Source organism: Mesorhizobium sp. C268A, assembly GCF_040324475.1.
GTDB lineage: Bacteria > Pseudomonadota > Alphaproteobacteria > Rhizobiales > Rhizobiaceae > Mesorhizobium.
Genome location: NZ_JAMYVX010000001.1, coordinates 3468555 through 3494468 on the forward strand (window position 1 = coordinate 3468555; position 25914 = coordinate 3494468).

General features: G+C 63.1%; 25 protein-coding genes and 2 pseudogenes. 17 read left to right on the plus strand and 10 right to left on the minus strand.

Features of this window, described 5'->3' with window-relative positions:
* The first annotated feature begins 182 nt into the window (after nucleotides 1–182).
* The 3 genes from NKL06_RS16860 (at nucleotide 183) to NKL06_RS16870 (ending at nucleotide 2761) form a co-directional block, all read left to right on the plus strand.
* Nucleotides 183–1460 carry a polyhydroxyalkanoate depolymerase gene (locus NKL06_RS16860; protein WP_023692925.1) on the plus strand — a complete coding sequence of 426 codons (1278 nt, stop codon included), beginning with the start codon at nucleotides 183–185 and terminating at the stop codon, nucleotides 1458–1460.
* A 192-nt stretch (nucleotides 1461–1652) separates the two neighbouring features.
* Complete coding sequence (locus NKL06_RS16865) at nucleotides 1653–2270, plus strand: transglutaminase-like cysteine peptidase (RefSeq protein ID WP_023692924.1); 618 nt, start codon at nucleotides 1653–1655, stop codon at nucleotides 2268–2270.
* 284 nt (nucleotides 2271–2554) lie between these two features.
* Nucleotides 2555–2761 (plus strand): hypothetical protein, encoded by a 207-nt coding sequence (locus NKL06_RS16870; protein ID WP_023672099.1) that lies wholly within the window; start codon nucleotides 2555–2557, stop codon nucleotides 2759–2761.
* 95 nt (nucleotides 2762–2856) lie between these two features.
* Here the strand turns inward: NKL06_RS16870 and NKL06_RS16875 are convergent, their stop codons facing one another.
* From NKL06_RS16875 to NKL06_RS16890, 4 genes are all read right to left on the minus strand, one after another.
* Nucleotides 2857–3225 (minus strand): helix-turn-helix domain-containing protein, encoded by a 369-nt coding sequence (locus tag NKL06_RS16875; protein WP_023672100.1) that lies wholly within the window; start codon nucleotides 3223–3225, stop codon nucleotides 2857–2859.
* On the minus strand, nucleotides 3225–3743 hold the full coding sequence (locus NKL06_RS16880; RefSeq protein ID WP_023692923.1) for a Smr/MutS family protein: 519 nt from the start codon (nucleotides 3741–3743) through the stop codon (nucleotides 3225–3227). The genes NKL06_RS16875 and NKL06_RS16880 overlap by 1 nt, the downstream gene beginning before the upstream one ends.
* Nucleotides 3740–4840 carry a murein transglycosylase A gene (mltA, locus tag NKL06_RS16885; protein WP_023692922.1) on the minus strand — a complete coding sequence of 367 codons (1101 nt, stop codon included), beginning with the start codon at nucleotides 4838–4840 and terminating at the stop codon, nucleotides 3740–3742. The genes NKL06_RS16880 and mltA overlap by 4 nt, the downstream gene beginning before the upstream one ends.
* A gap of 79 nt (nucleotides 4841–4919) precedes the next feature.
* On the minus strand, nucleotides 4920–5624 hold the full coding sequence (locus tag NKL06_RS16890) for a Tim44/TimA family putative adaptor protein (protein ID WP_023672103.1): 705 nt from the start codon (nucleotides 5622–5624) through the stop codon (nucleotides 4920–4922).
* A gap of 196 nt (nucleotides 5625–5820) precedes the next feature.
* Here NKL06_RS16890 and NKL06_RS16895 point away from each other — a divergent pair, with 196 nt between their 5' ends.
* The gene (locus tag NKL06_RS16895; RefSeq protein WP_023692921.1) at nucleotides 5821–6321 is read left to right on the plus strand and encodes an FxsA family protein; all 501 of its coding nucleotides are present in this window, start codon (nucleotides 5821–5823) and stop codon (nucleotides 6319–6321) included.
* A 142-nt stretch (nucleotides 6322–6463) separates the two neighbouring features.
* Nucleotides 6464–6964 (plus strand): protein-export chaperone SecB, encoded by a 501-nt coding sequence (gene secB, locus NKL06_RS16900; RefSeq protein WP_023672105.1) that lies wholly within the window; start codon nucleotides 6464–6466, stop codon nucleotides 6962–6964.
* 261 nt (nucleotides 6965–7225) lie between these two features.
* Here secB and dnaQ read toward each other — a convergent pair whose 3' ends face one another.
* From dnaQ to NKL06_RS16925, 5 genes are all read right to left on the minus strand, one after another.
* The gene (gene dnaQ / locus NKL06_RS16905) at nucleotides 7226–7930 is read right to left on the minus strand and encodes a DNA polymerase III subunit epsilon (protein WP_023672106.1); all 705 of its coding nucleotides are present in this window, start codon (nucleotides 7928–7930) and stop codon (nucleotides 7226–7228) included.
* A 125-nt stretch (nucleotides 7931–8055) separates the two neighbouring features.
* Nucleotides 8056–8640, minus strand: a complete 585-nt coding sequence (coaE, locus tag NKL06_RS16910) for a dephospho-CoA kinase (protein WP_023692920.1) — start codon at nucleotides 8638–8640, stop codon at nucleotides 8056–8058.
* A gap of 27 nt (nucleotides 8641–8667) precedes the next feature.
* Complete coding sequence (locus NKL06_RS16915; protein WP_023692919.1) at nucleotides 8668–9495, minus strand: shikimate dehydrogenase; 828 nt, start codon at nucleotides 9493–9495, stop codon at nucleotides 8668–8670.
* Nucleotides 9488–10087 carry a Maf-like protein gene (locus tag NKL06_RS16920; RefSeq protein WP_023685039.1) on the minus strand — a complete coding sequence of 200 codons (600 nt, stop codon included), beginning with the start codon at nucleotides 10085–10087 and terminating at the stop codon, nucleotides 9488–9490. The genes NKL06_RS16915 and NKL06_RS16920 overlap by 8 nt, the downstream gene beginning before the upstream one ends.
* A gap of 58 nt (nucleotides 10088–10145) precedes the next feature.
* Nucleotides 10146–11084: a pyruvate, water dikinase regulatory protein gene (locus tag NKL06_RS16925; RefSeq protein WP_502896583.1), complete on the minus strand. Its 939-nt coding sequence runs from the start codon at nucleotides 11082–11084 to the stop codon at nucleotides 10146–10148.
* 283 nt (nucleotides 11085–11367) lie between these two features.
* Here NKL06_RS16925 and hemE point away from each other — a divergent pair.
* The 10 genes and pseudogenes from hemE (at nucleotide 11368) to NKL06_RS16970 (ending at nucleotide 21845) form a co-directional block, all read left to right on the plus strand.
* A pseudogene (hemE, locus tag NKL06_RS16930) lies at nucleotides 11368–12398 on the plus strand (uroporphyrinogen decarboxylase).
* Entirely contained in the window at nucleotides 12398–12940 is a 543-nt protein-coding gene (hemJ, locus tag NKL06_RS16935) for a protoporphyrinogen oxidase HemJ (RefSeq protein ID WP_023692917.1), read from the plus strand. Before hemE ends, hemJ begins: the two are co-directional and overlap by 1 nt.
* Nucleotides 12941–13103: 163 nt before the next feature.
* Nucleotides 13104–14369: a transcription termination factor Rho gene (gene rho, locus NKL06_RS16940; RefSeq protein ID WP_023672113.1), complete on the plus strand. Its 1266-nt coding sequence runs from the start codon at nucleotides 13104–13106 to the stop codon at nucleotides 14367–14369.
* Between the two features lie 167 nt (nucleotides 14370–14536).
* Nucleotides 14537–14875, plus strand: coding sequence for a hypothetical protein (locus tag NKL06_RS32755; RefSeq protein WP_502903754.1), 339 nt, complete (start codon nucleotides 14537–14539; stop codon nucleotides 14873–14875).
* Complete coding sequence (locus tag NKL06_RS32760; protein ID WP_502903755.1) at nucleotides 14872–15396, plus strand: EamA family transporter; 525 nt, start codon at nucleotides 14872–14874, stop codon at nucleotides 15394–15396. The genes NKL06_RS32755 and NKL06_RS32760 overlap by 4 nt, the downstream gene beginning before the upstream one ends.
* A 474-nt stretch (nucleotides 15397–15870) precedes the next feature.
* Nucleotides 15871–17193 carry a tRNA uridine-5-carboxymethylaminomethyl(34) synthesis GTPase MnmE gene (mnmE, locus tag NKL06_RS16950; protein ID WP_023692916.1) on the plus strand — a complete coding sequence of 441 codons (1323 nt, stop codon included), beginning with the start codon at nucleotides 15871–15873 and terminating at the stop codon, nucleotides 17191–17193.
* 332 nt (nucleotides 17194–17525) lie between these two features.
* The gene (gene mnmG / locus NKL06_RS16955; RefSeq protein WP_023692915.1) at nucleotides 17526–19400 is read left to right on the plus strand and encodes a tRNA uridine-5-carboxymethylaminomethyl(34) synthesis enzyme MnmG; all 1875 of its coding nucleotides are present in this window, start codon (nucleotides 17526–17528) and stop codon (nucleotides 19398–19400) included.
* The gene (gene rsmG / locus NKL06_RS16960; protein ID WP_023692914.1) at nucleotides 19397–20029 is read left to right on the plus strand and encodes a 16S rRNA (guanine(527)-N(7))-methyltransferase RsmG; all 633 of its coding nucleotides are present in this window, start codon (nucleotides 19397–19399) and stop codon (nucleotides 20027–20029) included. The genes mnmG and rsmG overlap by 4 nt, the downstream gene beginning before the upstream one ends.
* Nucleotides 20030–20094: 65 nt before the next feature.
* On the plus strand, nucleotides 20095–20892 hold the full coding sequence (locus NKL06_RS16965) for a ParA family protein (protein ID WP_023692913.1): 798 nt from the start codon (nucleotides 20095–20097) through the stop codon (nucleotides 20890–20892).
* Nucleotides 20893–20954: 62 nt separating this feature from the next.
* Complete coding sequence (locus NKL06_RS16970) at nucleotides 20955–21845, plus strand: ParB/RepB/Spo0J family partition protein (RefSeq protein ID WP_023692912.1); 891 nt, start codon at nucleotides 20955–20957, stop codon at nucleotides 21843–21845.
* Between the two features lie 272 nt (nucleotides 21846–22117).
* On the opposite strand, the gene holA is transcribed toward NKL06_RS16970, so the two are convergent.
* Entirely contained in the window at nucleotides 22118–23161 is a 1044-nt protein-coding gene (gene holA, locus NKL06_RS16975; RefSeq protein ID WP_023692911.1) for a DNA polymerase III subunit delta, read from the minus strand.
* Nucleotides 23162–23665: 504 nt separating this feature from the next.
* Here holA and NKL06_RS16980 point away from each other — a divergent pair.
* Both NKL06_RS16980 and NKL06_RS16985 read left to right on the plus strand, forming a co-directional pair.
* Nucleotides 23666–24898 carry a 3-methyl-2-oxobutanoate dehydrogenase (2-methylpropanoyl-transferring) subunit alpha gene (locus tag NKL06_RS16980; protein ID WP_023687602.1) on the plus strand — a complete coding sequence of 411 codons (1233 nt, stop codon included), beginning with the start codon at nucleotides 23666–23668 and terminating at the stop codon, nucleotides 24896–24898.
* A gap of 2 nt (nucleotides 24899–24900) precedes the next feature.
* Nucleotides 24901–25913 (plus strand): annotated as a pseudogene (locus NKL06_RS16985) (alpha-ketoacid dehydrogenase subunit beta).
* The last annotated feature ends 1 nt before the right edge of the window (nucleotide 25914 follow it).

Consider the following 25914-nt stretch of genomic DNA (forward strand, 5'->3'; position numbering starts at 1 on the left):
TGCACATTGAGCCGGCTGCACCCGCCCAACGCGGTTTCTCAAGGCCTTGGACGAAAGATTGGCATATGTCACGCCACGTGACGTATTGCATCGCAGCAATATCTTGTTAACCTCCGCGCGAGACATTCAAGGCTCGGCGCTGTCCGTCGTCCCTTCGGTCACCGGCAGCTGCGGAGTACCTGATGTTCTACCAGCTCTACGAAATGAACCATGCCGCCCTGCAGCCCGCGCGGCTTTATGCCGATGCAGTGCGGCTGTTCTACACCAACCCGCTCAATCCGTTTTCGCATACGCCGTGGGGCCGCTCGGTCGCTGCCACCGCCGAACTGTTCGAGCGCACAACGCGCCGCTACAGCAAGCCGCATTTCGGCCTGAGCAAGACCGTGGTCGACTGGAAGAGCGTCGAGGTCAGCGAAAAGACCGTGTGGTCGCGGCCGTTCTGCAATCTCACCCGCTTCGAGCGGTCGGTGCCCGCCGGGCGCAAGGCCGACCCCAAGCTTCTCATCGTGGCGCCGATGTCGGGCCATTATGCGACGCTGCTGCGCGGCACGGTCGAGGCGATGCTGCCCTATGCCGACGTGCACATCACCGACTGGGTCGATGCCCGCATGGTGCCGGTGACCGACGGCCATTTCGACCTCGACGATTATATCGACTACATCATCGACATGCTGCATGCGCTGGGGCCGGACACCCATGTGATGGCGGTGTGCCAGCCTTCGGTGCCGGTGCTGGCGGCGGTGGCGCTGATGGAAAAGCGCGGCAATCCCTTCGTGCCCTCGACCATGACGTTGATGGGCGGGCCGATCGACACCCGCCGCAATCCGACCGCGGTCAATCTTCTGGCCAAGGAAAAGGGCATCGACTGGTTCCGCGACAACGTCATCATGCACGCGCCCTGGCCGGTGCCGGGCTTCGGCCGCGAAGTCTATCCGGGCTTCCTGCAGTTGTCGGGCTTCATGAGCATGAACCTCGACCGGCACATCACCGCCCACAAGGACTTCTTCATGCACCTGGTCAAGCATGACGGCGACAATGCCGAGAAGCACCGCGATTTCTACGACGAATATCTGGCGGTGATGGACCTGACGGCGGAATTCTATCTGCAGACCGTCGACACGGTGTTCGTGCGCCATGCGCTGCCCAAGGGCGAGATGACGCATCGCGGCGAGGTTGTCGACACCAAGGCGATCCGCAATGTCGCGCTGTTCACGGTCGAAGGCGAGAACGACGACATTTCCGGTCTCGGCCAGACCCAGGCCGCCCACGATCTCTGCCCCAACATCCCGGCTGACCGGCATGCGCATTACATGCAGCCGGCCGTCGGCCATTACGGCGTCTTCAACGGGTCGCGATTCCGCTCGGAAATCGTGCCGCGCATCGTCGATTTCATCACAAGCTACGGCCGCCAAACACGCGTAGCGGTGAAACCCAAGCTGGTCCGCTCCGCCAAAGGCTGAGGCTCGATCCGGCTGCAGCGTGCATTGCCCGCAAAAGCGGGGCGATTTTGCGCGCCACAGGCGTTCTGTTGCACAATAGACGCTGTTGGGCGGGCGCGGGTAACCATGCCGAAGAATCTGGCTCCCCCGATAATTGACACGGAGTGTAAATCCCCTTTAACCTTTCGTTAAGAACAAGGGCGAACGGGGACAATGACTTCCTCACCGATGGCACGGACGCTGCGCTTGTGGGCGGCAGCAGGGCTGGCGATCTCTGCGTGCTGGGCAGTGCCGGCACTTGCAGGCGGCGCCATGGCGACGGGCGGCATGACCTCGCAGCCAATCGGCCACTATGATTTCTGTAAAACCCAGCCCGGCGAATGCTCGATCCGGCCGAGCAACCTCAACCCCGCCGCGATGACCGACGCCTTCATGCGCAAGCTGATCGACGTGACGTCAAGGGTCAACGCCGCCGTCAAGCCGATGAGCGACTACGACATCTATGGCAAGGACGAGGTCTGGGCCTATCCCGACAAGGGCGTCGGCGATTGCGAAGACTATGTGCTGGAAAAGCGCCGCCTGCTCTCGCGCTCTGGCGTGTCGCTGGCCGATCTCTTGATCACCGTCGTGCGCAAGCCGGACGGCGAAGGCCATGCCGTGCTGACCGTGCGCACCGACAGGGGCGACTACGTCCTCGACAATCTGACCGACAAGGTGAAGATCTGGGACGCCACCGGCTATCGCTTCCTCAAGCGGCAGGCCATCGACAACACCGGCCGCTGGGTCTCGATCCGCGGCGGCCAGCAGGTACTGGTCGGCGCGGTTCAGTAAGGACACGACGCTTTCGAACGAGCGGGATATCGGCCCGCGCGCCATCTTCAGGATGAGTCAGCGCTGCCCTCATCAACGCTGCGGAATAGGTGCCGGCGCAGCGGCTATCTCCCTTCCCCCGTCACTACGGGGAGAAGGTGCCGGCAGGCGGATGAGGGCAGCGCTGCCCTCGAAATCTTATCTCTCGAAACGCCTCCTCAAAAAATTTCGCTACCTGCGTGAACCAAACCGTCTCCAGCGGCGACACACAGCCGTAAACAGAAACCCAACCATGGAGACTTCAAATGACTGCTTTCCTGCGTAATGCTTTCCTCGCCGCCATCGCGGTATCGTCCCTGGCCGGATCCGCTATGGCCGACCAGACCGGCTGCGCCAAGAACAACCAGTGGGGCAATCGCTGTTGCGATCTCACCTCGGACTGCCTGGGTGGCGGTCGCGGCGGCGATCATGACAGCACTGGCGGCCGTGGCGGCCAGGCCGGCGCGAAGTAATCTCGCTATATGCCCGCTGGCTAACGGCCGGCGGGCATCGCCTTCAGGATGAAATGCCGGCGCTATTGATGAGCATTCGTGGCCTTGGCGCCGCCCTACTTACGCCGCTCCAGTGCCGCCCGGATCGAGCCGGTGATGCGGGCAAGCTCGGCTTCGTCCAGCTTCTCGATGTTTTCGGCCAACAGATTGGCCAACTCGGTGGCGGCAGGACTGAGGCCGGACGTATCGAGTCTCACCCGCGGATGTGAGGCCTCGGCCAGACGCGCCAGCTCTTCGGCATCGTCCCAGATGACGTTGAAATAGCCGATGATCTTCTGGATCAGCGTCCAGGTCGGCGCGCCGCGGCGGCCATGTTCCAGCGCCGACAGATAGGCGGCGCTGACTCCGATCGCCTGCGCCATGTCCTTCTGGCGCAAGCCGCGCTCGGCTCGAAGCGCCCGCAGTTTTTCGCCGAACGGCGTCATCAGCGGGTTCGCCTGAGCCGAACGTAGAGCGCGCCCGAACCGCCGTGGTTGCGGGCGGCGTGATCGTGGCTGGAGACCAGCGGCCGGAAGGCAGGCGTCGACAACCAGGCAGGCACGGCGCGCCGCAAGACGCCGTCGCCGCCCGACGACGACCCTTTTCCCGTAATGACGAGGACATAGCGGACCCCGCCGGCATGGGCCCGGTGCAGGAACGAAAACAGCAGCGAATAGGCCTCGTCCTGGGTCATGCCATGCAGATCGACGCGGCCTTCGATCGGCAGCCGGCCCTTCTTCAGCTTGTCCAATGTCGGCTCGTCCAGCGCGTGCGATACATGCTGCGCCTTCGGCTTGGCGGCGAGGACCGGACCGACAGCGACCGGCGTCTGTGCCGGCTTGGGGTCGACGACAATGTCGGGAATCTCGACCGCAGTCCGGCCCTTCAACGGTCGGGCGGTGCGCGCCACCAGGTTCCACAGCACCCGGTCGTCTTCATTGAGTTTATCGGGGCGCTTGTTCATCGATTCGATTCCGAAACGAGAGCGCGTGGAACCAAGGCATAGAAATCGGCCGCATTGCGAACGACGCCGGCGATCTCGCCGGCCGCATCGCCGGAGCCGGCGAACAGATCGCCCCGCGCCGGCCCGGTGATGGCCGAGCCGGTGTCCTGCGCAATCATCAGCCGCCGGAACGGTTTTCCATCGAAGGCGGTCAGCGACGGAGCGTCGATGTAGAAGGGCGTGCCGAACGTATGCAGCAGCCGGTCGACGGCGAGCGAGCGGCCGGGCGTCAACGGCACCTTGGCGGCGGCGATAGGACCGAGTGCGGCATCGTCGACATCGGCTTCGCGAAAGAAGATATAGGAGCGGTTCTGCCAGAGGATCTCGTCGACGCGATCCGGATGCGCCCTGAACCAGGCGCGGATAGACTGCATCGTCACTTTTTCCAGTCGGATTTCGCCGAGTTCGGCGAGAATCTTCCCCGGACCGCTGAAACGTTGGCCGGATTTGGCGGCGTAGGTGACGCGGCAAAGCCGGCCGTCGGTCATCTTCAGCCTGGCCGCACCTTGCACATGGATGAAGAAGACGTCGACCTTGTCGGCAAGCCAGGCGATTTCCAGGCCTTGGCCGGCCAGCGCGCCTCTCTCGATCTCACTGCGGTCGAAATACTCCACCAGGCCCTGCGGCGTATCGCGGGCGAAGGCGAGATAGTCGTCCATCCCTCGAGGACGGTTGGCATCATCGATGTCGACGAGATCGGAAGGCCGCGCCAGCAGCGGCACCGTGAATTCATCCGTGCGCACTGGTGAGGCCTCGGCCTCGGGCTCGTAGAAGCCGGTGACCAGGCCGAGGTTTTCGGATCGAATCTGGACCGGGGCGAAATGGCGCTCGAAAAAAGCCTTGGCCGCCGACCGATTCGCCGGCGCAACGGTGCGCGCCTCGTCATAGGCGCCGGCAAACGCGTTGAACCGGACGCCCAACGAACCGGTGCGGTAGGGCTTGTTCAGGACATGAAAGGCCGAACGGCGGAAGGCTTCGAAAGCGGGCAGATGGTCATCGGAATTCCAACCGGGAAGATCATCGAAGGACTTTTCCACGAAAAGCGGCGAGAGCGACACCTCAGCCTCGCCACTGCCGATGTTTGCCTGCATGTCGCTATCCCAAAAAAGCTGCCCGCACCGGGCGACATGCATAGGCTCAGTCTTCTTCCTCGGTGGCGACCAGCTTCCAGTTCGGATCGCGCGAGCGTGTGTCGCGGGCGAAGGTCCAGACATCCTTGACCTCGGCCACCGTCTCGGGATCGCCATCGATGACGGCACCCGCCTTGTCGCGGGTCGCCGAAATCAGTTCGCTCACGATGCGCAGCGTGATGTGGGCCTCGCCGCCCTTCATCTCGGCCGAGACGATGTCGGCCTTGTCGATGCCGACGAAGGAGGACTGGATCTTTTCGGCTTTCGCCTCGCGGTCGCCAATCGCGGCAACGAAGCCGTCAAAAACCTCGCGCGACAACAGGTTCTTCAGCGTTTTGCGGTCGCCATCGGCATAGGCCATGACGATCATCTCATAAGCCATCTTGGCGCCGTCGACGAAGACTTTGGGGTCGAAGGAGGGATCATTGTCCTTGATCGCGCGCAGGCCCTTGTTGAGGTCGGTGTCGGGCTTGGCGAAGGCATCGATGGCCGCGTAGGTCTCGGCAGCCGTCTCGCCCGGCATGCGCTTGCGTGGTAGCGAAACCACATTTTCGGGCTTCTGGGTCGCGTCCTTCTCGGTGCGGCTGGCCGTGTACGGATCGAAGGGCGGGCGCTCGCTGCCCGTGCGGCGGCCAAGCACGTTGCGCAGCTGGAAAAAGATCACCACCGCCGCAATCAGAAAGAAAATGGTGCCGAAGTCGAAGAATCCCATATCTTTCGCCAATCAATCCCTGACCTGGCCGGGACCGCCAGCCAATCGGGCGGCGGTCGCATGGCGTTAAACATGCAAAGCATATAGAACGCATGGCGCAATCATTCAAATCAAAGGCAGGCATACCTATCTAACGGCCTCAGTGCCAGCGGTGATTATGCGCCGCCCGGCAAACATGGAAACGATCGGTCAAGATTTGCGCATTTCCTTCCTTCCTCTGTTCCTGCTTGCGCTGCCGCTGCTGGAAATCGTCGGTTTCGTCATTGTCGGCCGCGAGGTCGGGGCGCTGGCGACGGTCGGTCTGGTGCTGGCTTCAAGCATTGCCGGCGTGCTTCTGCTCCGGCACCAGGGTTTTGGTGTCATGGCGCGGGTCCGCGCCGAGATGGCCGGCGGCGGCGACCCCAGCCGCCAGCTCGCGCATGGCGCCATGATCGTGGTCGCCGCCATCCTGTTGATCATCCCCGGCTTCATTACCGATATTATCGGCCTGCTGCTGTTCCTGCCGCCGGTGCGCGACCTTGCCTGGCGCAGGCTCAAGGGCCGCATCGTCGTCGCGACCGATTTCACCGCCGGCGGTTTTCGCGGCAGGTCGCGCGACAAGGTCATCGACCTCGACGACGGCGACTATTCGCGCGAGGACGATTTCAAGCGCGGTCCCGACCATAACTCGCCGTGGCGCCGCCTGAAGGACGACTGACCGTCGCCTTGAGGACGACTGAGGCTACATCGACCCCTTCGGCCTGAAGGCGGCAAACCTTGTCTTGTCATGCCGACCATGCTAGCCAACGCCCGATTTCAATTCGGTCAGCGCTGCTGTCCAGGCAAAAGGAACAAGGCTCATGGCCAGCAAAGATGACGCGCCGGTCGGCGCCGCCAACGGCAACGGCGAAACGGCGCAGCCGTCGCTCAACGTGCTTGCCCAGTATGTGAAGGACCTGTCCTTCGAAAGCCCCGGCGCGCCGAACTCGCTGCGCGGCCGCGACAAGGCCCCCGGCATCGCGATCAACGTCAATGTCAATGCCAACCCGCTCTCCGACAAGCAGTTCGACGTCAATCTGACCTTGAACGCCAAGGCGTCCTTCGACCAGGAAGTGCTGTTCAATGTCGAACTGGTCTATGGCGGCGTCTTCGCCATCGCCGGCTTCCCGCAGGAGCACATGCTGCCCATCCTGTTCATCGAATGCCCGCGGCTTTTGTTCCCGTTCGCCCGCCAGATCATCGCCGAAGCCACCCGCAATGGCGGCTTCCCGCCGTTGATGCTCGACCCGATCGATTTTGCACAGATGTTCCAGCAGAAGCTGGCCGAGGACCAGGCGGCATCGAAGGTCAAGGTGAGCTGAAGGCAAGCGTCACGCGCATGAGTTGAAAGCCCGGCTTCGTGCCGGGCTTTTAGTATACTGAGATGCTGGCGGGACAGCACCCCCCTCTGCCTTGCCAGGCATCTCCCCCTCAAGGGGAGATTGGCCGTCATCGCGACCTTCGCCAACTTTAGACGTTGCAGGAATGGGCTGGAGCGGCGAAGCTGCTGATCTCCCCCCTTGAGGGGGAGATGGCCGGCAGGCCAGAGAGGGGTGTGACGGAACGCTACCTCCGCGATCCGTTCACCCCGCCGCCACCTTCAGCCACAGCGCCTTTTCACCCAGCGTCGCCACCAGCCCCGCATGCGCCGCTCGCTCGCCCTCAGTCAGGCGCGGCGGCAGGGCGATTGGCCTGGCGGCGATCGAGATGTCGATGTCGGCAACGTCGCCATTGCTGTTGAGCTGCACCACGACCGCGTCGAGGACAAGTGCGGCCTGCTTGCCGCCGATGAGTTCGATGTAGACCTCGGCCAGGAGCTCGGAATCGAGCAGCGCGCCGTGCTTGGTGCGGTGGCCGTTGTCGATGCCGTAGCGGCGGCAGAGCGCGTCGAGCGAATTGGGACCCATCGGATGCTTGCGCCGCGCCAGCGCCAGCGTGTCGACGACGCGCCCGGTGTCTATGGCCGGCTGGCCGAGCCGCCCGAATTCCGTGTTGAGGAAGCCGATGTCGAAATTGGCGTTGTGGGCGACGAGCTTGGCGCCGTCGGTGAAGGCGAGCCATTCCTCGGCGATTTCGGCAAAGGTCGGCTTGCCGACGAGGTCGGCGGCGCTGATGCCGTGCACGGCTTGCGCCTCGACATGGACGGCGCGCCCCTGCGGATTGATGAATTTGTGGAAGGTGCGGCCGGTCGGGAAGCGGTTGACCAGCTCGACGCCGCCAAGCTCGATGATGCGGTCGTCGCGCATGTCGAGTCCGGTGGTTTCGGTATCGAAAATGATCTCACGCATAGAATCAACTCACTCCTGGAGGAGTAGAATCATGGAGCGCAACAAAATGGCAATGGGCAATGCCGACAGCCTGCCGTCAGGAGCCTTATGGGCGCGACTTATCCCCCAGGAGTTAGCAGGCGAGCTCAGCGCCCTGAGAGCTCGGCAATGATCGCGCCGACCGCGCTGCGGGCGGCGTCCATGCCTTCACCGGTGTCGATGACGAAATCGGCCTGCCGGCGTTTTTCGGCATCGGGCACCTGCTTGGCCAGGATGGCCGCCAGCTTTTCCTCGCTCATATCAGGACGCGCCAGCACGCGGGCGCGCTGGATATTGGCCGGCGCGGTGACGACGACGACCTTGTCGACACGGTTACGGCCGCCGGTTTCGAACAGCAGCGGAATGTCGAGCACGACGAGCGGCGCGGCGGCGGCGCGGTGCCTTGCCAGAAAGGCATCGGCATCGGCCCGCACCAGCGGATGAACGATCGCCTCCAATGACTTCAGCGCAGCAGCGTTGCTGAGCACGCGGCGCGCCAGTTTTGTGCGGTCGACCACGCCGGACACGGTCGTGCCGGGAAAGGCCGCCTCGACGAGAGGTGCTGCCTTGCCGGCATAGAGGCGATGCACGGTCTCGTCGGAGTCATGCACCGGCACGCCGGCGTCGACGAACATTTTCGCCGTCGTCGACTTGCCCATGCCGATCGACCCGGTGAGGCCAAGCACGATCATCATTTTGCGCCCATCATTTGCGACCCATCATTTGGCGACGATGTCGGCGACGATCATCTGTCGCAACTCAGGCGTGACCTGCGGCTTCTTGCCGAACCAGCGTTCGAAACCGGGCACAGCCTGGTGCAAAAGCATGCCGAGCCCGTCGACCGTCTTCAAATTTCTCGCGCGGGCAGCGGCAAGCAGCGGTGTTTCCAGCGGCACATAGACGATGTCTGCGACAATGGCGTGAGCTGGCAGGCCGGCCGGATCGGCGGCCAGCGTCGCATCGCCATGCATGCCAAGTGCCGTCGTGTTGATCAGCAAGCCGGCATCGCCAAGCAAGTCGCCGACCGCGCCATGCGCCGAGACGCCGGCCCCGAAGCGGTCGGCGAGTTCTTGCGCCCGCGCCAATGTGCGGTTGACGATGCGGATATCTTTGATGCCGCGCGATTTAAGCGCGTGGATGACCGCGCGCGACGCGCCACCGGCGCCGAGCACCACGGCCGGAGCGTTTCTCTCCCAGCCCCGGGCATGCTCGTCGAGATTGCCGGCAAAGCCGATCCAGTCCGAATTGCCGCCCCACAGCACGCCGTGGTCCAGCCACAGCATGTTGACCGCGCCGATCATCTCCGCCGCCTCGTCGCGGCGCTCGACCCGGGCGAAGGCGACTTCCTTGTGTGGAATGGTGACGTTGCCGCCCTGATAGCCATTGGCCTGGAGGGAAGAGAGGAACTCGGGAAAATCGGCCGGCGCGACATCGATCGCATGATAGCTGCCGTCGATGCCGTATGTGTTCAGCCAATAGCCGTGGATCTTCGGCGAGCGCGAATGCGCGATCGGATGGCCGGTGACGAAAGCTTTTTTCTCAACCATCGATGGCTCCGAGCGCACGCAATTCCGCCAGCACCGGTAACAGCGGCAGGCCGACAATGGTGAAATAATCGCCTTCGATCTTTTCGAACAGCTGGATGCCTTCGCCCTCGATCTGGTAGGCGCCGACGCTCGACAACGCCTTGGCGCCGACGCGGGCCAGGTGCCGGCCGACGAAGGCCGGATCGAGCTTGCGCATGGTAAGGCTGGCGATGCCGACATGGCGCCACAGCACCTTGCCGTTGCGGCAGAGCACGGCGGCGCTGTTCAGCTGATGCGTCTTGCCTGACAGCGCCAGCAGATGGCGGCGGGCGCCTTCCATGTCGGCCGGCTTGTGGAACACTTCATCTCCCAGTGACAAAGTCTGGTCGCAGCCGAGCACCAGGGCGCCCGGTCTGCGTTCGCTGACCTCGGTGGCCTTGGCTTCGGCGAGTATCAGGGCGACATCTTCCGGCGACACACCGCTGTCCTGCAACGGCGCCTCGAGCGCACGCTCGTCGACATCGGCAGGCACCGCTTCGATGCCGAGCCCGGCATTGATGAGCATTGCTTTGCGGAACGGGCTGCCGGAGGCAAGGATGATTTTTTCGGTCATGGGTTCTGGGCCTGGTCGATAGTGGTTGATTGGGGCAGGAGGTCGCGTTGCCATCCCATCATCTGTTCTTCCCCCGCAGGGCAACAATGGCTGCCGCGGTCTCTTCGATCGAGCGGCGGCTGACGTCTATCATCGGCCAATTGTGGCGGGTGCAGATCTGGCGGGCATAGGCGAGCTCTTCGGCGATCGAGGCACGGTCGACATAATCGGTCGCTTCGTAGGTGCTGCTGTTGCCGAGCACGCGGTTCTGCCGGACATGCGAGATGCGTTCGGCGGTGGCGATCAGCCCGACGATCAGCGGCTTGGTGGCAGCGACCAGGCTTTCGGGCACCGGCACGCCGAGCACGATCGGGATGTTGGCGGTCTTGATGCCGCGGTTGGCGAGATAGATGCTGGTCGGCGTCTTCGATGTCCTGGAAATGCCGATCAGCACCACATCCGCGTCGTCCATATTGAGCGGCAGCTGGCCGTCATCATGCTCCATGGTGAAATTGAGTGCGTCGATACGGTGGAAATAATCGGCGTCGAGCACATGCTGGGCGCCGACGCGGCGGCCGGCCGGCGTGCCGAGATAGGACTGGAAGACGGTGAGGACCGGCTCCAGCACCGAAACACAGGGTAGCCCCATGGTGGCGCAGCGCTCGTCAATGCCGCGCGCCAGCTTCTGGTCGACGACGGTGTAGAGGATGATGCCCGGTTCCTCCTCTATGTCCTCGAAGACTTTCGCCACCTGCTTTTCGGTGCGGATGAGCGGATAGATATGCTCGATGGCGCGCGCATCCTTGTATTGCGCCGAGGCGGCGCGGCCGGCCGCCAGCAGCGTCTCGCCGGTGGCGTCGGAGATCAGGTGCAGGTGAAAGAAGCTCTGGGGTTTGTTCACAGGGGGCGCCTCAGGCTGTGGGCTTGTGTGGATAAATAGGGACCGCAAAGGCGACCGGCTGGAGGCGACTGTATCAGAAGGCCAGTTGTCCACAATTCGATGCGCTGTCAGCTTCACCGTGCGGCTGGGGACAAATCTGGGGACGGGCGTTTTTGCCAGCGCTTCATCCACAGAGGCGGTTTTTCAGCGGCTACGCCAAACCATTGACTCCAGTGATGGAATCCTGGTCATCCACACTCATTGCCAATCCCGCGGAAGAAACACGCGACAAAATGCTGGCTGGCCTTTTCCAAGGCAAAGCGGGACAGGTGACAACCACCGATACCAACAGACTCTTAGAATCAGAAAATTCTAGAAATAGACTATTTAATTATAGAGAAGGCAGGGAAGAGAGCGCTCAATGCCCGAGAACCGCATCGTGCTGGACGTGCTGAGAGGCGAGGCAGTGTTTCCGCCGCCGCTCTGGATGATGCGCCAGGCCGGGCGCTATTTGCCGGAGTACCGCGAGACCAGAAAGCGCGCCGGGTCCTTTCTCGATCTTTGCTACAATCCTGATCTGGCTGTCGAAGTGACGCTGCAGCCGATCGAGCGCTTCGGCTTCGATGCCTCGATCCTGTTCTCTGACATTCTGGTCGTGCCGCATGCGCTGGGACGCGATGTCCGCTTCGAGGAGGGCCGCGGGCCGCTGCTGACGCCAATCACTGCAGCTGAGATTTCGGCTCTCAACAGTGAAACGTTTCACGTGAATCTCGAACCGGTCTACGAAACGGTTCGCCGGCTGCGGGCAAGATTGCCTGACGAGACCACGCTGATCGGCTTCTGCGGCGCGCCGTGGACGGTGGCGACCTACATGATCGCTGGCCACGGCACACCCGACCAAGCGCCGGCGCGGCTGTTTGCCTATCGCGAACCGACGGCCTTCAAGCATCTCCTGAAAGTGCTCGCCGATCACTCCGCGGCCTATTTGATCCGCCAGATCGAATCCGGTGCCGACGTGGTGCAGATTTTCGATTCCTGGTCCGGCGTGCTTGATGATGCGTCTTTCGAGCAGTTCTGCGTGCAACCGGTGGCGGAGATCGTCAGGCAAGTTCGTGCGGTTCATCGCGATGTTCCGATCATAGGCTTTCCCAAGGGCGCCGGCGCCCGCTACGAGACCTATCGTGAGAAGACCGGGGTCACGGGGCTGGGGATCGACTGGACCGTGCCCCTGTCGGCTGCGAACGAACTGCAGCATTCAGGGCGGTCCAGGGCAATCTCGATCCCTTGCGGCTCGTGGCTGGCGGCAAAGCCCTGTCGGACGGCGTCGATGCGATCCTCAAGGCGCTGGGCGACGGACCGCTGATCTTCAATCTCGGCCATGGCATTACGCCGGAGACGCCGGTGGCGCATGTCGAGGCGATGGTGAAGCAGGTGCGGAGCGCGACACGCTGATGGCTCAATCGGATAATACGGGCGGCAACAGCACTCGTGGGGCGATGATGCGCATGACCATCGGCATCGGAGTGCTGGTTGTTCTCACCGCACTTTTGTTTTTCTTTGCGCCTGAGGGTTTCTATCCCTGGGCGAAGGCAATCCATATCCTGGCCGTCATCTCCTGGATGGCCGGCATGCTCTATCTGCCGCGATTGCTGGTCTACCACGCCGACGCAGAGAAGGGGTCCGTCCAATCGGAGACCTTCAAGGTGATGGAGCGGCGTCTGCTGCGCGGCATCATCAATCCGGCGATGATCGTCACCTGGGTGTTCGGGCTTTGGCTTGCCTGGAAAGTGTTTGGCTTTCACGGCGGCTGGCTGCACGCCAAGATGGGCTTGGTGCTGTTGCTGTCGGGCGTGCATGGCTATCTGGCCGGTGCTGTCAGGAAATTCGCCGAGGACCGCAATGAAAAACCGGCGCGGCACTGGCGAATCGTCAACGAGATCCCCACATTGCTGATGATCGCCATCGTCATCCTGGTTGTCGTCAAGCCGTTCTAGGCCCATTTCGGTCGACAAAACGCAGCTTGCTCTTTCCCCCGACCGACGATAAAAGACGGGTCTTCCTTCCCGTCATGCGCCGCCCTTGATTGCTTTCGGCCGCGCCCGGCATTTATCGCATCCAGCCGATATATTTTCCCCAAAGCAGATTCAGAGTCCGTCTATGCAAGAAATGAAACTCGCAGAGTTCAAGAACAAGAAGCCGCCAGAGCTGATCGCCTATGCCGAATCGCTCGAAGTGGAAAACGCCAGCGTCATGCGCAAGCAGGAACTGATGTTTGCCATCCTGAAGAAACTGGCCGCCCAGGACGTCGAGATCATCGGCGATGGTGTGGTCGAGTTGCTGCAGGACGGTTTCGGCTTCCTGCGCTCAGCCAACGCCAATTATCTGCCGGGTCCCGACGATATCTACATCTCGCCCTCGCAGATCCGCCGCTTCTCCTTGAAGACCGGCGATACCGTCGAAGGGCCGATCCGCAGCCCAAAAGAGGGCGAGCGCTATTTCGCCCTTCTCAAGGTCAACACGATCAATTTCGACGATCCCGAAAAGATCCGTCACAAGATCCATTTCGACAATCTGACGCCGCTCTATCCGACCAAGCGGCTGAAGATGGAGATCGACAATCCGACCGGCAAGGACATCTCGTCGCGGGTGATCGACCTGGTGGCGCCGATCGGCAAGGGACAGCGCGCGCTCATCAACGCGCAGCCGCGTACCGGTAAAACGGTGCTGATGCAGAATATCGCCCACTCGATCACGGCCAATCATCCGGAATGCTATCTGATCGTACTTCTGATCGACGAACGGCCAGAAGAAGTGACCGACATGCAGCGTTCGGTGAAGGGCGAGGTCGTGTCCTCGACCTTTGACGAACCGGCGGTGCGCCACGTCCAGGTCGCCGAAATGGTCATCGAAAAGGCCAAGCGCCTGGTCGAGCATGGTCGCGACGTCGTTATTCTGCTCGATTCGATCACCCGCCTCGGCCGTGCCTACAACACCGTTGTGCCGTCCTCCGGCAAGGTGCTGACCGGCGGTGTCGACGCCAACGCGCTGCAGCGGCCGAAGCGCTTCTTCGGCGCGGCCCGCAACATCGAGGAAGGCGGCTCGCTGACGATCATCGCCACCGCGCTGATCGACACCGGCAGCCGCATGGACGAAGTCATCTTCGAAGAGTTCAAGGGCACCGGCAACTGCGAAATCCAGCTCGACCGCAAGGTCGCCGACAAGCGCATCTACCCGGCGATGGACATTTTGAAGTCCGGCACCCGCAAGGAAGACCTGCTGGTCTCCAAGCAGGATCTGCAGAAGATCTTCGTCCTGCGCCGCATCCTGGCGCCGATGGGAACCACGGATGCGATCGAGTTCCTGATCGACAAGCTAAAGCAGACCAAGACCAACGCCGATTTCTTCGATTCGATGAACACGTAAGCTTCTCGTCGGCCATCGTTTCGCATTGAAGCCCCGTTCCGGGAACTGGGACGGGGTTTTTCATTGCGGGGGCAAACAGGTCGCATTTCCGACAGGGCGTGGCCTTGGGCGGCAATTTCCATAGCTGTCGTCATGCGAGTAATCGCGTCTCGAAGATCGGAAGCCGCATGGAGAAAACAATCCCGACCCTGATCGGCTTCTCGGCCATCCTGACATGGTCCTTCCTGGCGCTGCTTTCGACGGCGGCGGGACCGATTCCGCCCTTTCAGCTGGCGGCGATGACGTTTCTGCTTGGCGGGCTGGTCGGCGCGTCGAGCTGGCTTGTCCGTCCGGCGGCGATCAAGTCGCTGCGCCAGCCGTGGCAGGTCTGGGCGCTCGGCACAGCGGGGCTGTGCATCTACCACTGCGCCTATTTCTTCGCCATCCAGTCGGCGCCGCCGGTCGAGGTCAGCCTGATCGCCTATCTCGTCTTTGCCGCCTTGGCCTTGCCGGCGCCATTGTGGTGATCACCAAGGGCGGCACGATCGGACTGGCCAATGGTGTGATGAAGGGGCATGTCATCGCGCTGTTCTGCGCTTTCATCTGGGCCGGCTATTCGGTTTTATCGCGCCGCTTTGGCAAGGTGCCGACCGATGTGGTCGCCGGTTACTGCTTCATCACGGCTGCGGTCGCCTTGGTGCTGCACCTCACCCTTGAGACCACCGTCTGGCCACAGACGGCGACGCGGTGGAGCGCCATCGTCATCTTGGGCGTAATACCGCTAGGCGCCGGCTTTTACGCCTGGGACTATGGCTGCAAGCACGGCGACATCATGATCCTCGGCGCCCTCTCCTACGCGGCGCCCCTCTTCTCGGTCATCGTGCTTCTGCTGGCAGGCTTTGGTGTGTTTCACTGGTCGGTGGCTGTTGCTTGCATCCTGATCACGGTCGGAGCGGTGGTCGCGGCCAAGGATTTGCTGTTCGCGCCGCGGCCGCTAACCATTGATGTGACGCGGCTTCCTTCGGCCTTGGACGGAAACACGGGTTGAGCTACCGGCGTCGCAGCAGCGGCTCGGTTCCTACGGATCCGGCCCCACGGGCAGGATAGCCGGTACATAGCTCCGGTCTGCCGGTCTGCGGCCGGATGCCACTGGCCAATGTTAAGTCGATTCGCATCCGTTCCGATCGCGGAGACGATCGGCGTGACGCGGGTCGGGATTTCCGATTCGCAACCGGAACGAGGCTTGCCTCATGGGGAGCTGGGCTCCAGCTTCACGGTTCCGGGCCAGGAACAGGCATTAACGATGCCGGCCTGCCGTAGGGCTTGCTGGCCCGCCCAGAACTGCTTGGCGTCGGGATTAGGACCCGACTGCTCGCACATGGATGACAAGGCGGCTATACAGATTTGGTAATGTCCGGCCGCTCCCGCGATCGACCTTGATATTGACGAACAGCCGGTTCATGACGGCCGCGGCACTGTGGGATTGTCGACCGGACAGCTAGGCGACCGGTGAGAAGGGCAAATGATTTCAGGCGATTCGATCGTTGCGCTTTCCAGCGGGCGCCTGCCCGCCGGCATCGCTGTCATCCGCATTTCCGGACCGAAGACTCGATTCGTCGTCGAAACGGTTGCCGGTGGTAAGGTCAAGGACCGGGTTGCAACCCTGCGCAAGCTCCGAACGGTGGACGGGTCGCTTATCGACAACGGCCTGGTGCTGTTTTTTCCGGGGCCGAACAGTTTTACCGGCGAGGATGTCGCCGAGTTCCAAGTCCATGGCGGCCGCGCCGTCGCCGGCAAGATGCTGGAGATCATTGCCGGGTTTGACGGCGTGCGTCATGCGGAACCTGGTGAATTTACGTGCCGGGCTCTTCTCAACGGCAAGCTGGATCTGGTCGAGACGGAGGCGTTGGCCGATCTGGTCAACGCCGAAACCGAAGCGCAGCGGCGCTTTGCCGTGCAGAATGCCGAAGGAGTGCAAAGCGAACTCTATCTTGGCTGGCGCCATCGCCTGATCCATGCACGGGCCATGATCGAGGCGGAAATCGACTTCGCCGACGAAGACGACGTGCCCGGTTCCGTTTCGGACACGGTTTGGTCCGATGTGCGCGCAATGGTGGGCGAGATCGGCCGGCATGTCGATGGCTTCCATGCCGCCGAGATCATCCGTGACGGGTTTGAGGTTGTCATCCTCGGTGCACCGAACGCCGGAAAATCCAGCCTGTTCAACGCGCTGGCCAGGCGTGAGGCGGCGATTGTTACCGACGAGCCCGGCACGACGCGGGACTTGCTCGAAGTGGTGCTGGATGTCCACGGAGTGCGGGTCAGGGTAACCGACACCGCGGGCCTGCGCGAGGCGCCCGGCAAGATCGAAGCGATCGGTATCGAAAAGGCGCGGGCCAAGGCGCACACGGCTGACCTGGTGCTGTTGCTGGAAGATCTGGCGGACCCGAGTGCGATCGGCAACATGCCTGTCGAGGCCCCGGCTTTGAGAATCGGCACCAAGGTCGATCTCTTGAAAGGTTCGCCGCGATTGGAGGCGTATGATGCGTTGATCTCGACGGTGGACGGCACTGGGTTGGCTGAACTCCTGGCCGAGATCGGCAGGCGCGCCGCGGCTGCTATCGGCGATGCCGGTGACATCCTGCCGTCGCGGTTGCGGCATGTGGAGCTGCTCAATGAGACCAGGCGCTTTCTGATCTCGGCTTTGTCGGGGCAAGAGCGCGGCCAGGAGCTGCGGGCGGAGGAGCTGCGTCTTGCGGCGGACCGGCTCGGCCGGATTGTCGGCGCGGTGGATGTCGAGGACCTGCTGGACGTGATCTTTTCGCAGTTTTGCATTGGGAAGTGACTCACGTGAAACAGGGGGGCGCGCTGTGTGAGTGACTCACGTGAAACACAGGGGGCCGCCCAAGTGCGTGTTTCACGTGAAATGAGACGGTTGGCAAAAGGGCAAGTGGCCGAAAGCCTGCACCGCCCCTCATTGTCCCCGTTCATGGGGAGAAGATGCCGGAAGGTAGATGAAGGGCAGCGCCAAACGAGGCTTCGCTGCTCCTATGACTCACGTGAAACACCTCTGCGACTTTCAGCACTCCGGTCCACGTGAACGAATCAACCTGCAATCCTTGACAGCGTCCTCTCGTGGGGACATGTGTCGGGAAATCTCTGAATCTGGAAGGGACAATGATCGATCGCTATGATGTGGTTGTGGTGGGCGGTGGCCATGCCGGGTGCGAGGCTGCGTGCGCTGCCGCGCGCGCCGGCGCCAGGACCGCGCTGGTCACGCTGCGCTTCGACACGATCGGTGTCATGTCCTGCAATCCGGCGATCGGCGGCCTCGGGAAGGGCCATCTGGTGCGTGAGATCGACGCCATGGACGGGCTGATGGGCCGCATCGCCGATGCTGCCGGCATCCAATTCCGCCTGCTCAATCGCCGCAAAGGCCCTGCCGTGCGCGGGCCGCGCACGCAGGCCGACCGCAAGCTGTATCGGCTGGCCATGCAGGAAGCGATTCGGCAGCAGAACGGTCTCGACGTCGTCGAAGGCGAGGTTCTGGACTTCGACATCGTGGATGGACGCATCGCCGCTGTGCTCCTGGCCGACGGGCGCCGGTTGGCGTGCGGCGCCGTGGTGCTGACCACCGGCACCTTCCTTCGCGGCCTCATCCACATTGGCGACAGGAAGATTGTCGCCGGGCGGATGAACGAGCAAGCGAGCCTTGGCCTGTCGGCGACGATGAGCCGCGCCGGTTTCGCGCTTGGACGGCTGAAGACCGGCACGCCGCCGCGGCTCGATGGCCGCACCATCGACTGGCCGTCGCTGGAAAGCCAGGCGGCCGACGAACATCCAGTGCCGTTCTCGCTGCTCACCGACACAATCAAGAATCCGCAAATCCATTGCGGCATCACGCGTACGACACCGGCGACGCACGAGCTGATCCGCGCCAATCTCGGCCGCTCCGCCATGTATTCCGGCTCGATAGAGGGGGTCGGACCACGCTATTGCCCGTCGATCGAAGACAAGATCGTCAAGTTCGGCGATCGAGAAGGTCATCAGATATTCCTCGAGCCGGAAGGGCTGGACGACGACACGGTCTACCCCAATGGCATTTCGACCTCCCTGCCCGAGGATGTGCAACTCGACATTCTCAAAACTATACCCGGGCTAGAGCGGGCGACCATGCTGCAGCCCGGCTACGCCATCGAATACGACCATGTCGATCCGCGCGAGTTGGAGCCGACGCTTGAGGCCAAACGTATTGCGGGGCTTTTCCTAGCCGGTCAGATCAACGGCACCACCGGTTATGAAGAAGCCGGAGCGCAGGGCCTGCTCGCCGGGCTCAACGCCGCGCGCAAGGCGGCGGCCGACGACCAAATCGTGCTCAGCCGCACCGAAGCCTATATCGGTGTGATGGTCGACGACCTCACCAGCCGCGGCATTGCCGAGCCCTACCGCATGTTCACTTCGCGGGCGGAGTTTCGCCTATCGCTGCGCGCCGACAATGCCGATGAAAGGCTTACGCCTCTCGCAAATCGGCTTGGTATCGTGTCGCCGGAGCGGACACAGCGGTTCAATCAAGTCACACAGGATCTTGATAGGGCGCGCGAACTCGCAGTTGCGACGACGATGACGCCCAACGAAGCGGCGCGGCATGGGCTGGAGATCAACAGGGACGGCGTGCGCCGCTCCGCTTATGAATTGCTCGCTCATCCCGGTGTCGATATAGCCTGGCTGGCCCGTGTTGCGCCGGCCTTTGGCGCAATCGACGTCAAAACCGCTGAGCGGCTCGAAACGGAAGCGAAATATTCGGTTTACCTTGATCGCCAGCAGGCGGATGTCGGACAGATCCGCCGCGAGGAAAGCCGGCTGATCCCGGCGTCGGTGGATTTCGCCGATGTTCCTGGCCTGTCCAATGAGCTGAAGCAGAAGATGCTAACGCGTCAGCCCCGGTCGATCGCTGACGCGCAGCGTATGGAAGGCATGACCCCGGCGGCGCTGGCCATCATCGTCGCGCACGTCCGCAACGCCGAATCGGCCGCCCAAAGGGCCGTTGCGTGAGCGCTGCCTCATGGGCGAGCCTGCAAGAGGCCGCGGGACCGGTTTCACGTGAAACATTCGATCGGTTGGTGACGTTCGAACAGTTGTTCCTGAAATGGAACCGCAGCATCAATCTGGCCGCGCCGTCGACGCTGGACGATGTCTGGGGCCGCCATATTCTGGATAGCGCGCAGCTGGCGCGAATCGCACCGCAGGCCAAACGCTGGGCCGATCTCGGTTCGGGCGGCGGTTTTCCGGGCCTGGTAATGGCCTTCCTGCTGGTCGAACGCGATGGCGCGTCGATCTATCTGGTCGAGAGCAACCGCAAGAAAGCATCGTTTTTACAGGCGGTCATTGGCCAGTTCGGTTTGCCGGCACGGGTCGTCGCCCGGCGCATTGACGACAGCTATGCGCTTGTTTCCGAACCGGAAATCATCACGGCGCGGGCGCTGGCCGCGCTGCCGGCGCTGCTCGATCTGTCGGCGCCGTGGCTGACCAAGGGATCGCGGGCGCTGTTCCACAAAGGCCGGGATTACCGCTCCGAGGTGGAAGAAAGCACTCACCGCTGGGCTTTCGATCTGGTAGAATATCCGAGCAAGACCGACGCCCATGGCGTCATCCTCGAAGTGACCGATCTGCGGACGGCGTAAGCTCTCCTTCGCAACCTTGGCGACGCAATGAATACCTGGCCCACATGAATACCTGGCACAGACCCATGAAAACCGGACCTCGCACCATCACCGTCGCCAACCAGAAGGGCGGCGTCGGCAAGACCACGACCGCCATCAATCTGGCCACGGCGCTGGCCGCCATCGGCGAAAAGGTGCTGATCGTCGATCTCGATCCGCAAGGCAATGCCTCGACCGGTCTTGGCATCGACCGCAAGGACCGCACCGTCTCGTCCTACGATGTGCTGACCGGCGAACTGGGCTTGGAAGAGGCGGCCATTCCAACGGCGGTGCCCGGCCTGTCGATCGTGCCGTCGACGCTCGATCTGCTCGGCATCGAGATGGAAATCGCCTCGGCGCCGGATCGCGTGCTTAAGCTGCGCAACGCGCTGCGCGCCGCCACCGAGCGCGGTGCGCCGTTCGGCTATGTGCTGATCGACTGCCCGCCCTCGCTCAACCTTTTGACTTTGAATTCAATGGCGGCAGCCGATTCTGTTCTTGTGCCGCTGCAGTGCGAGTTCTTCGCTCTCGAAGGGCTAAGCCAACTCCTGGAAACGGTGGAGCAGGTGCGCCGTTCGATCAATCCGGACTTGATCATCCAGGGCATCGTGCTGACCATGTATGACGGCCGCAACAACCTCGCCAACCAGGTGGTGCAGGACGTGCGGGCACATATGGGCGACAAGGTCTACGAGACGATCATTCCTAGGAATGTGCGAGTGTCCGAGGCGCCCTCCTATGGCAAGCCGGCGATCCTCTATGACCTGAAATGCTCCGGCAGCCAAGCCTATCTGCAACTGGCATCCGAAGTGATCCGCCGCGAGCGAAAATTGCGCGCTGCATGATTAGGCAGGGTCGATAAACAAAGCCGATCCGGCACCGAAACGATCAAGAATCTGGAATTGAGATGAGCGAAGACCTTTCGAGAAAGAGACTGGGGCGTGGACTGGCGGCGCTGATCGGGGAGATCGACCGCCCGGTGGCAGCGGCCGAAAAGCCAGGCCTGAATGCCGACGGCAAGGTGCCGATCGAGTTTCTGAGCCCGAACCCGAAAAACCCGCGCCGGCATTTCGGCGACGCCGATCTGACGGATCTCGCGCAATCGATCCGCGAACATGGCGTCGTGCAGCCGGTAGTGGCGCGGCCTTCGCCGACGCAGGCCGGGCGCTACGAGATCATCGCCGGCGAGCGCCGCTGGCGGGCGGCGCAGCGCGCCGGGCTGACCGAGATCCCGATCATCGTGCGCGACGTCAACGACCGCACGGCGCTCGAACTGGCGATCATCGAGAACGTCCAGCGCACCGACCTCAATCCGGTCGAGGAGGCGCTCGGCTACCAGCAGTTGATCGACGATCACGGCTACACCCAGGCCGATCTCGGCAATGTCATCGGCAAGAGCCGCAGCCACGTCGCCAACACGCTCAGGCTGTTGAAGCTGCCCGACGTGATCCGCGACATGCTGGTCGACGGCGTGCTGTCGGCCGGCCATGCCCGGACGCTGGTGACGGCGCAGGATCCCGCCGGGCTAGCCAAGCAGATCGTCGAAGAAGGGCTTTCGGTGCGCCAGGCTGAGGCGCTGGCGCAGATGCCGGCGGGCGGCACGCCGCCCAAGGCAAAACCAGCACACGGCGCATCGGGCAAGGATGCCGACACGCTGGCGCTGGAAAGGCTGATGACCAACACGATCGGCATGATCGTGACCATCGAGCACAAGGGCAAAGGCGGCGCGATCCGCGTGGACTACCGCAGTCTGGAGCAGCTCGACGAGCTATGCCGGCGGTTGAAGGATGAGCGGTAGAGGGTTGGGGTTGCGCCATATTTAGCCGGCGAATGAAGTTCTGGCTTAGGATGAAGAAAGGGCTTGGCGGTTGCCGGCCCTTCTTTTTATTGGCGATTGCCGAAGGGATCGAACTGCTGATCTCCCCCCTTGAGGGGGAGATGGCCGGCAGGCCAGAAGGGGTCGTCTCGCATCAAGCGCCGACCTCGTTTGTCGTTGCGAAAGCGCCAGCGCTCCACGCGCGGCGACCCCCTCTGTCGCCTTTGGCGACATCTCCCCCTCAAGGGGGGAGATCACCGCTGCGCCAGCCTCGCGCTCTCCACCGCAATGCCGAGCAGCGCCTGCCGTGCCAGCGCTTCCGACAAATCCGGCCTGCGCCTGGTCTGCAGCACGGCCGATTGCAGCCGGTTCAGCGCGCGGCTGAGCGCCTCGACGTTCCAGCGCTCCAGCGCCTTCTCCACCAGCTTGCGCCGCGAGAAAAACACCGGCGGACGGGCGGCGGCCATGGCCGAGGCGGCGTTGCGGCCGGCGGTGTCCATCTGGCCGCGCATGACCTGAAGCTGCTGCAGCTGCCGCATCGCCGAGGACAGCACCAGGAAAGGATGGCCGCCGGACAGGCAGTGGCGGGTGAAGGCGGTGTCGAAGTCACCGATCCTGCCCTCCAGCACAGCATCGACCGCGTCGTCGAAGGAGGCGCCGGAAACGTCGCCGGACATCGCCCTGACGTCATCGAGGCCAATGTCCTTCTGGCCGTGGGCGTAAAGCACCAGCTTTTCGATTTCACCGCGCGAGGCCAGCCGGTCGCCGCCGAGATTGCGGCGCAGCGCCTGGCGCGCATCGAGCGCCATCGACATGCCGGCCTTGCGCAGCTCGTCGTCGATGACGCTGTCGATGTCGCGGGCTTCATCGGCATAGCAAGGCAGCGCCATGGCGTTGTCGGCCGCCTCGACCACGGCGCGCAGTCCGATGCCCTTTTTCAGGTCGCCGGCCTCGATGAGAATGATGGCGTCGCGCGCGGGCTCGGCCGTCAGTGCCTTGACGTCGTCGGCCAGCGCCTTCTGACCGCTGGCGTTGCGCACCCATAGAAGCCGCCGGTCGGAGAACATCGGCACGGTGCGGGCTTCATCGAGCAGCCGGCCCTGGTCGCGATCGACCTCCGCGCCGTCGAGCCGGACCACCGAGAAGGGGTCGTCGAGCGGCAGGCCGGTTTTCGCGGCAAAGGCTTTGGCCCGCTCGGCGACGAGGCCGCGGTCGGGTCCGTAAAGCAGGACGATCGATATGCGCGCGTCAGGCTTCGCCAGCCACGAATCGACCTCATATCCTTTTTTCTGCGCCATGCTGGGTGGTTAGCATGATGCGGTCGCTGAGTGAACGTTCTCCAGAGAGTTCGAGACCTTGGCGCCCTTCCTCGCCTCCGGAGGGGAGAGGTGGCTCGGCGAAGCCGAGACGGAGTGGGGGAACCACCTGGCAATCGCCGCGAACGAACAAAGGAAGGGCACTCAAGCATTGCCTAGCGCCCAAGGGTCGACCCCCACTCCGTCGAGATTCGCTCGACACCTCTCCCTCGATCGACGGGGGAGAGGAAAGCGCGAGTTCGCCGACCTTGGTGCCTTCATCTCTCCCGGAGGCCGTGAAGTGACTATCTGCCGGAAATCCTGCAAAACTTTGCGCCTAATTGCGCGCCGCTCCCCAACATCGACAAGAAATTTCGCCGACATATCTGCATCTTGCGGTCGCCTGCCGGCCGTGACGCCGGATGGGTTGCGGCGCCCCATGAATTGGCGCTGTGCCGGGCGCGCGGATGTGCAAATATCACCGCAGCAAATGGGAGGACCATGGTCATGACCGATGCTGGGATGTTGCGGTTTCATGTGCCGGAGCCGGAAGTGCGGCCGGGCGGAACGCCCGACTTCTCCAACGTGCCTATCCCCAAGGCGGGCTCGGTGCCGCGACCGGACATCGATGTCGATCCGCGCACCATCCGCGACATGGCGTTTTCGATCATCCGCGTGCTCAACCGCACCGGTGAGGCGGTCGGGCCGTGGGCCGGGCTGCTCACCGACGAGGAGCTGCTCGAGGGGTTGCGCCACATGATGACGCTGCGCAGCTTCGATGCGCGCATGCAGATGGCGCAGCGCCAGGGCAAGACCTCGTTCTACATGCAGCATCTGGGCGAAGAGGCGGTGAGCTGCGCTTTCCGCAAGGCGCTGGCGCCAGGCGACATGAATTTCCCGACCTATCGGCAAGCCGGCCTGCTCATCGCCGACGGCTATCCGATGGTCACGATGATGAACCAGATCTATTCCAACGAGGCCGATCCGCTCAAAGGGCGGCAGCTGCCGATCATGTATTCGTCGAAGGAGCATGGCTTCTTCTCGATCTCCGGCAATCTGGCGACGCAATACATCCAGGCGGTCGGCTGGGCGATGGCTTCCGCTATCAGCAACGATTCGAAAATCGCGGCGGCGTGGATCGGCGACGGCTCGACGGCCGAATCCGATTTCCATTCCGCACTGGTGTTCGCCTCGACGTACAAGGCGCCGGTCATCCTCAACGTCGTCAACAACCAGTGGGCGATCTCGACGTTTCAAGGCATTGCGCGTGGCGGCTCCGGCACCTTTGCCGCGCGCGGCCTCGGCTTCGGCATTCCGGCGCTGCGCGTCGACGGCAATGATTATCTCGCCGTGCATGCCGTGGCCAAATGGGCGGCGGAACGGGCGCGGCAGAATCTCGGGCCGACGCTGATCGAATATGTCACCTACCGTGCCGGCGCGCATTCGAGCTCGGACGATCCGTCGGCCTATCGGCCGAAGACGGAATCCGACGCCTGGCCGCTCGGCGATCCGGTGATGCGGCTGAAGAACCATCTGATCCAACGCGGCGTCTGGTCGGACGAGCGTCACGCCCAGGCCGAAGCGGAAATCCTCGAGACGGTGATCGCGGCGCAGAAGGAAGCTGAAGGCCACGGCACGCTGCATGCCGGCGGCAAGCCGTCGACGCGCGAGATGTTCGAGGGCGTGTTTGCCGAGATGCCGCCGCATCTCAGGCGCCAGCGCCAGCAGGCGGGAGTCTGACCATGCCGAGACGGACCATGATCGAGGCGATCCGCGACGCCATGGACGTGTCGATGGCGCGCGACGAACGCGTCATCGTCTATGGCGAGGATGTCGGCTTCTTCGGGGGTGTCTTCCGCTGCACGGCAGGCCTGCAAGCGAAGTACGGCAAGAGCCGCTGCTTCGATGCGCCGATCAACGAATCCGGCATTGTCGGCTCCGCCATCGGCATGGCCGCCTATGGGCTGAAGCCATGCGTGGAAATTCAGTTTGCCGACTACATGTACCCGGCTTACGACCAGCTGACGCAGGAAGCAGCACGCCTGCGCTACCGCTCGAACGGCGATTTCACCTGCCCGATCGTTGTCCGCATGCCGACCGGCGGCGGCATCTTTGGCGGCCAGACGCACAGCCAGAGCCCGGAAGCGCTGTTCACCCATGTGTCGGGACTAAAGACGGTGGTGCCGTCCAATCCGCACGACGCCAAGGACTGCTGATCGCGGCGATCGAGGATCCCGATCCGGTGATTTTTCTGGAGCCGAAGCGGCTCTATAACGGACCGTTCGATGGCCATCACGACCGACCGGTGACGCCATGGTCGAAGCATGAACTGGGCGAGGTCGCCGACGGCCATTACACGGTGCCGCTCGGCAAGGCGGCGATCCGCCGGGCGGGCTCGGCCGTCACCGTGCTCGCCTACGGCACCATGGTCTATGTCGCGCAGGCGGCTGTGGAAGAAACCGGCATCGATGCCGAGATCATCGATTTGCGGACCCTGCTGCCGCTCGATCTCGACGCGATAGTCGCTTCGGTGAAGAAGACCGGACGCTGCGTCGTCGTGCACGAGGCGACACTGACCTCCGGCTTCGGCGCCGAGCTGTCGGCGCTGGTGCAGGAAAATTGTTTCTACCATCTGGAAGCGCCGGTGGCGCGCGTCACCGGTTGGGACACGCCTTACCCGCATGCGCAGGAATGGGATTATTTCCCGGGGCCGGCCCGTGTCGGCCGCGCGCTTCTCGAAACCATGGGAGCCTAGG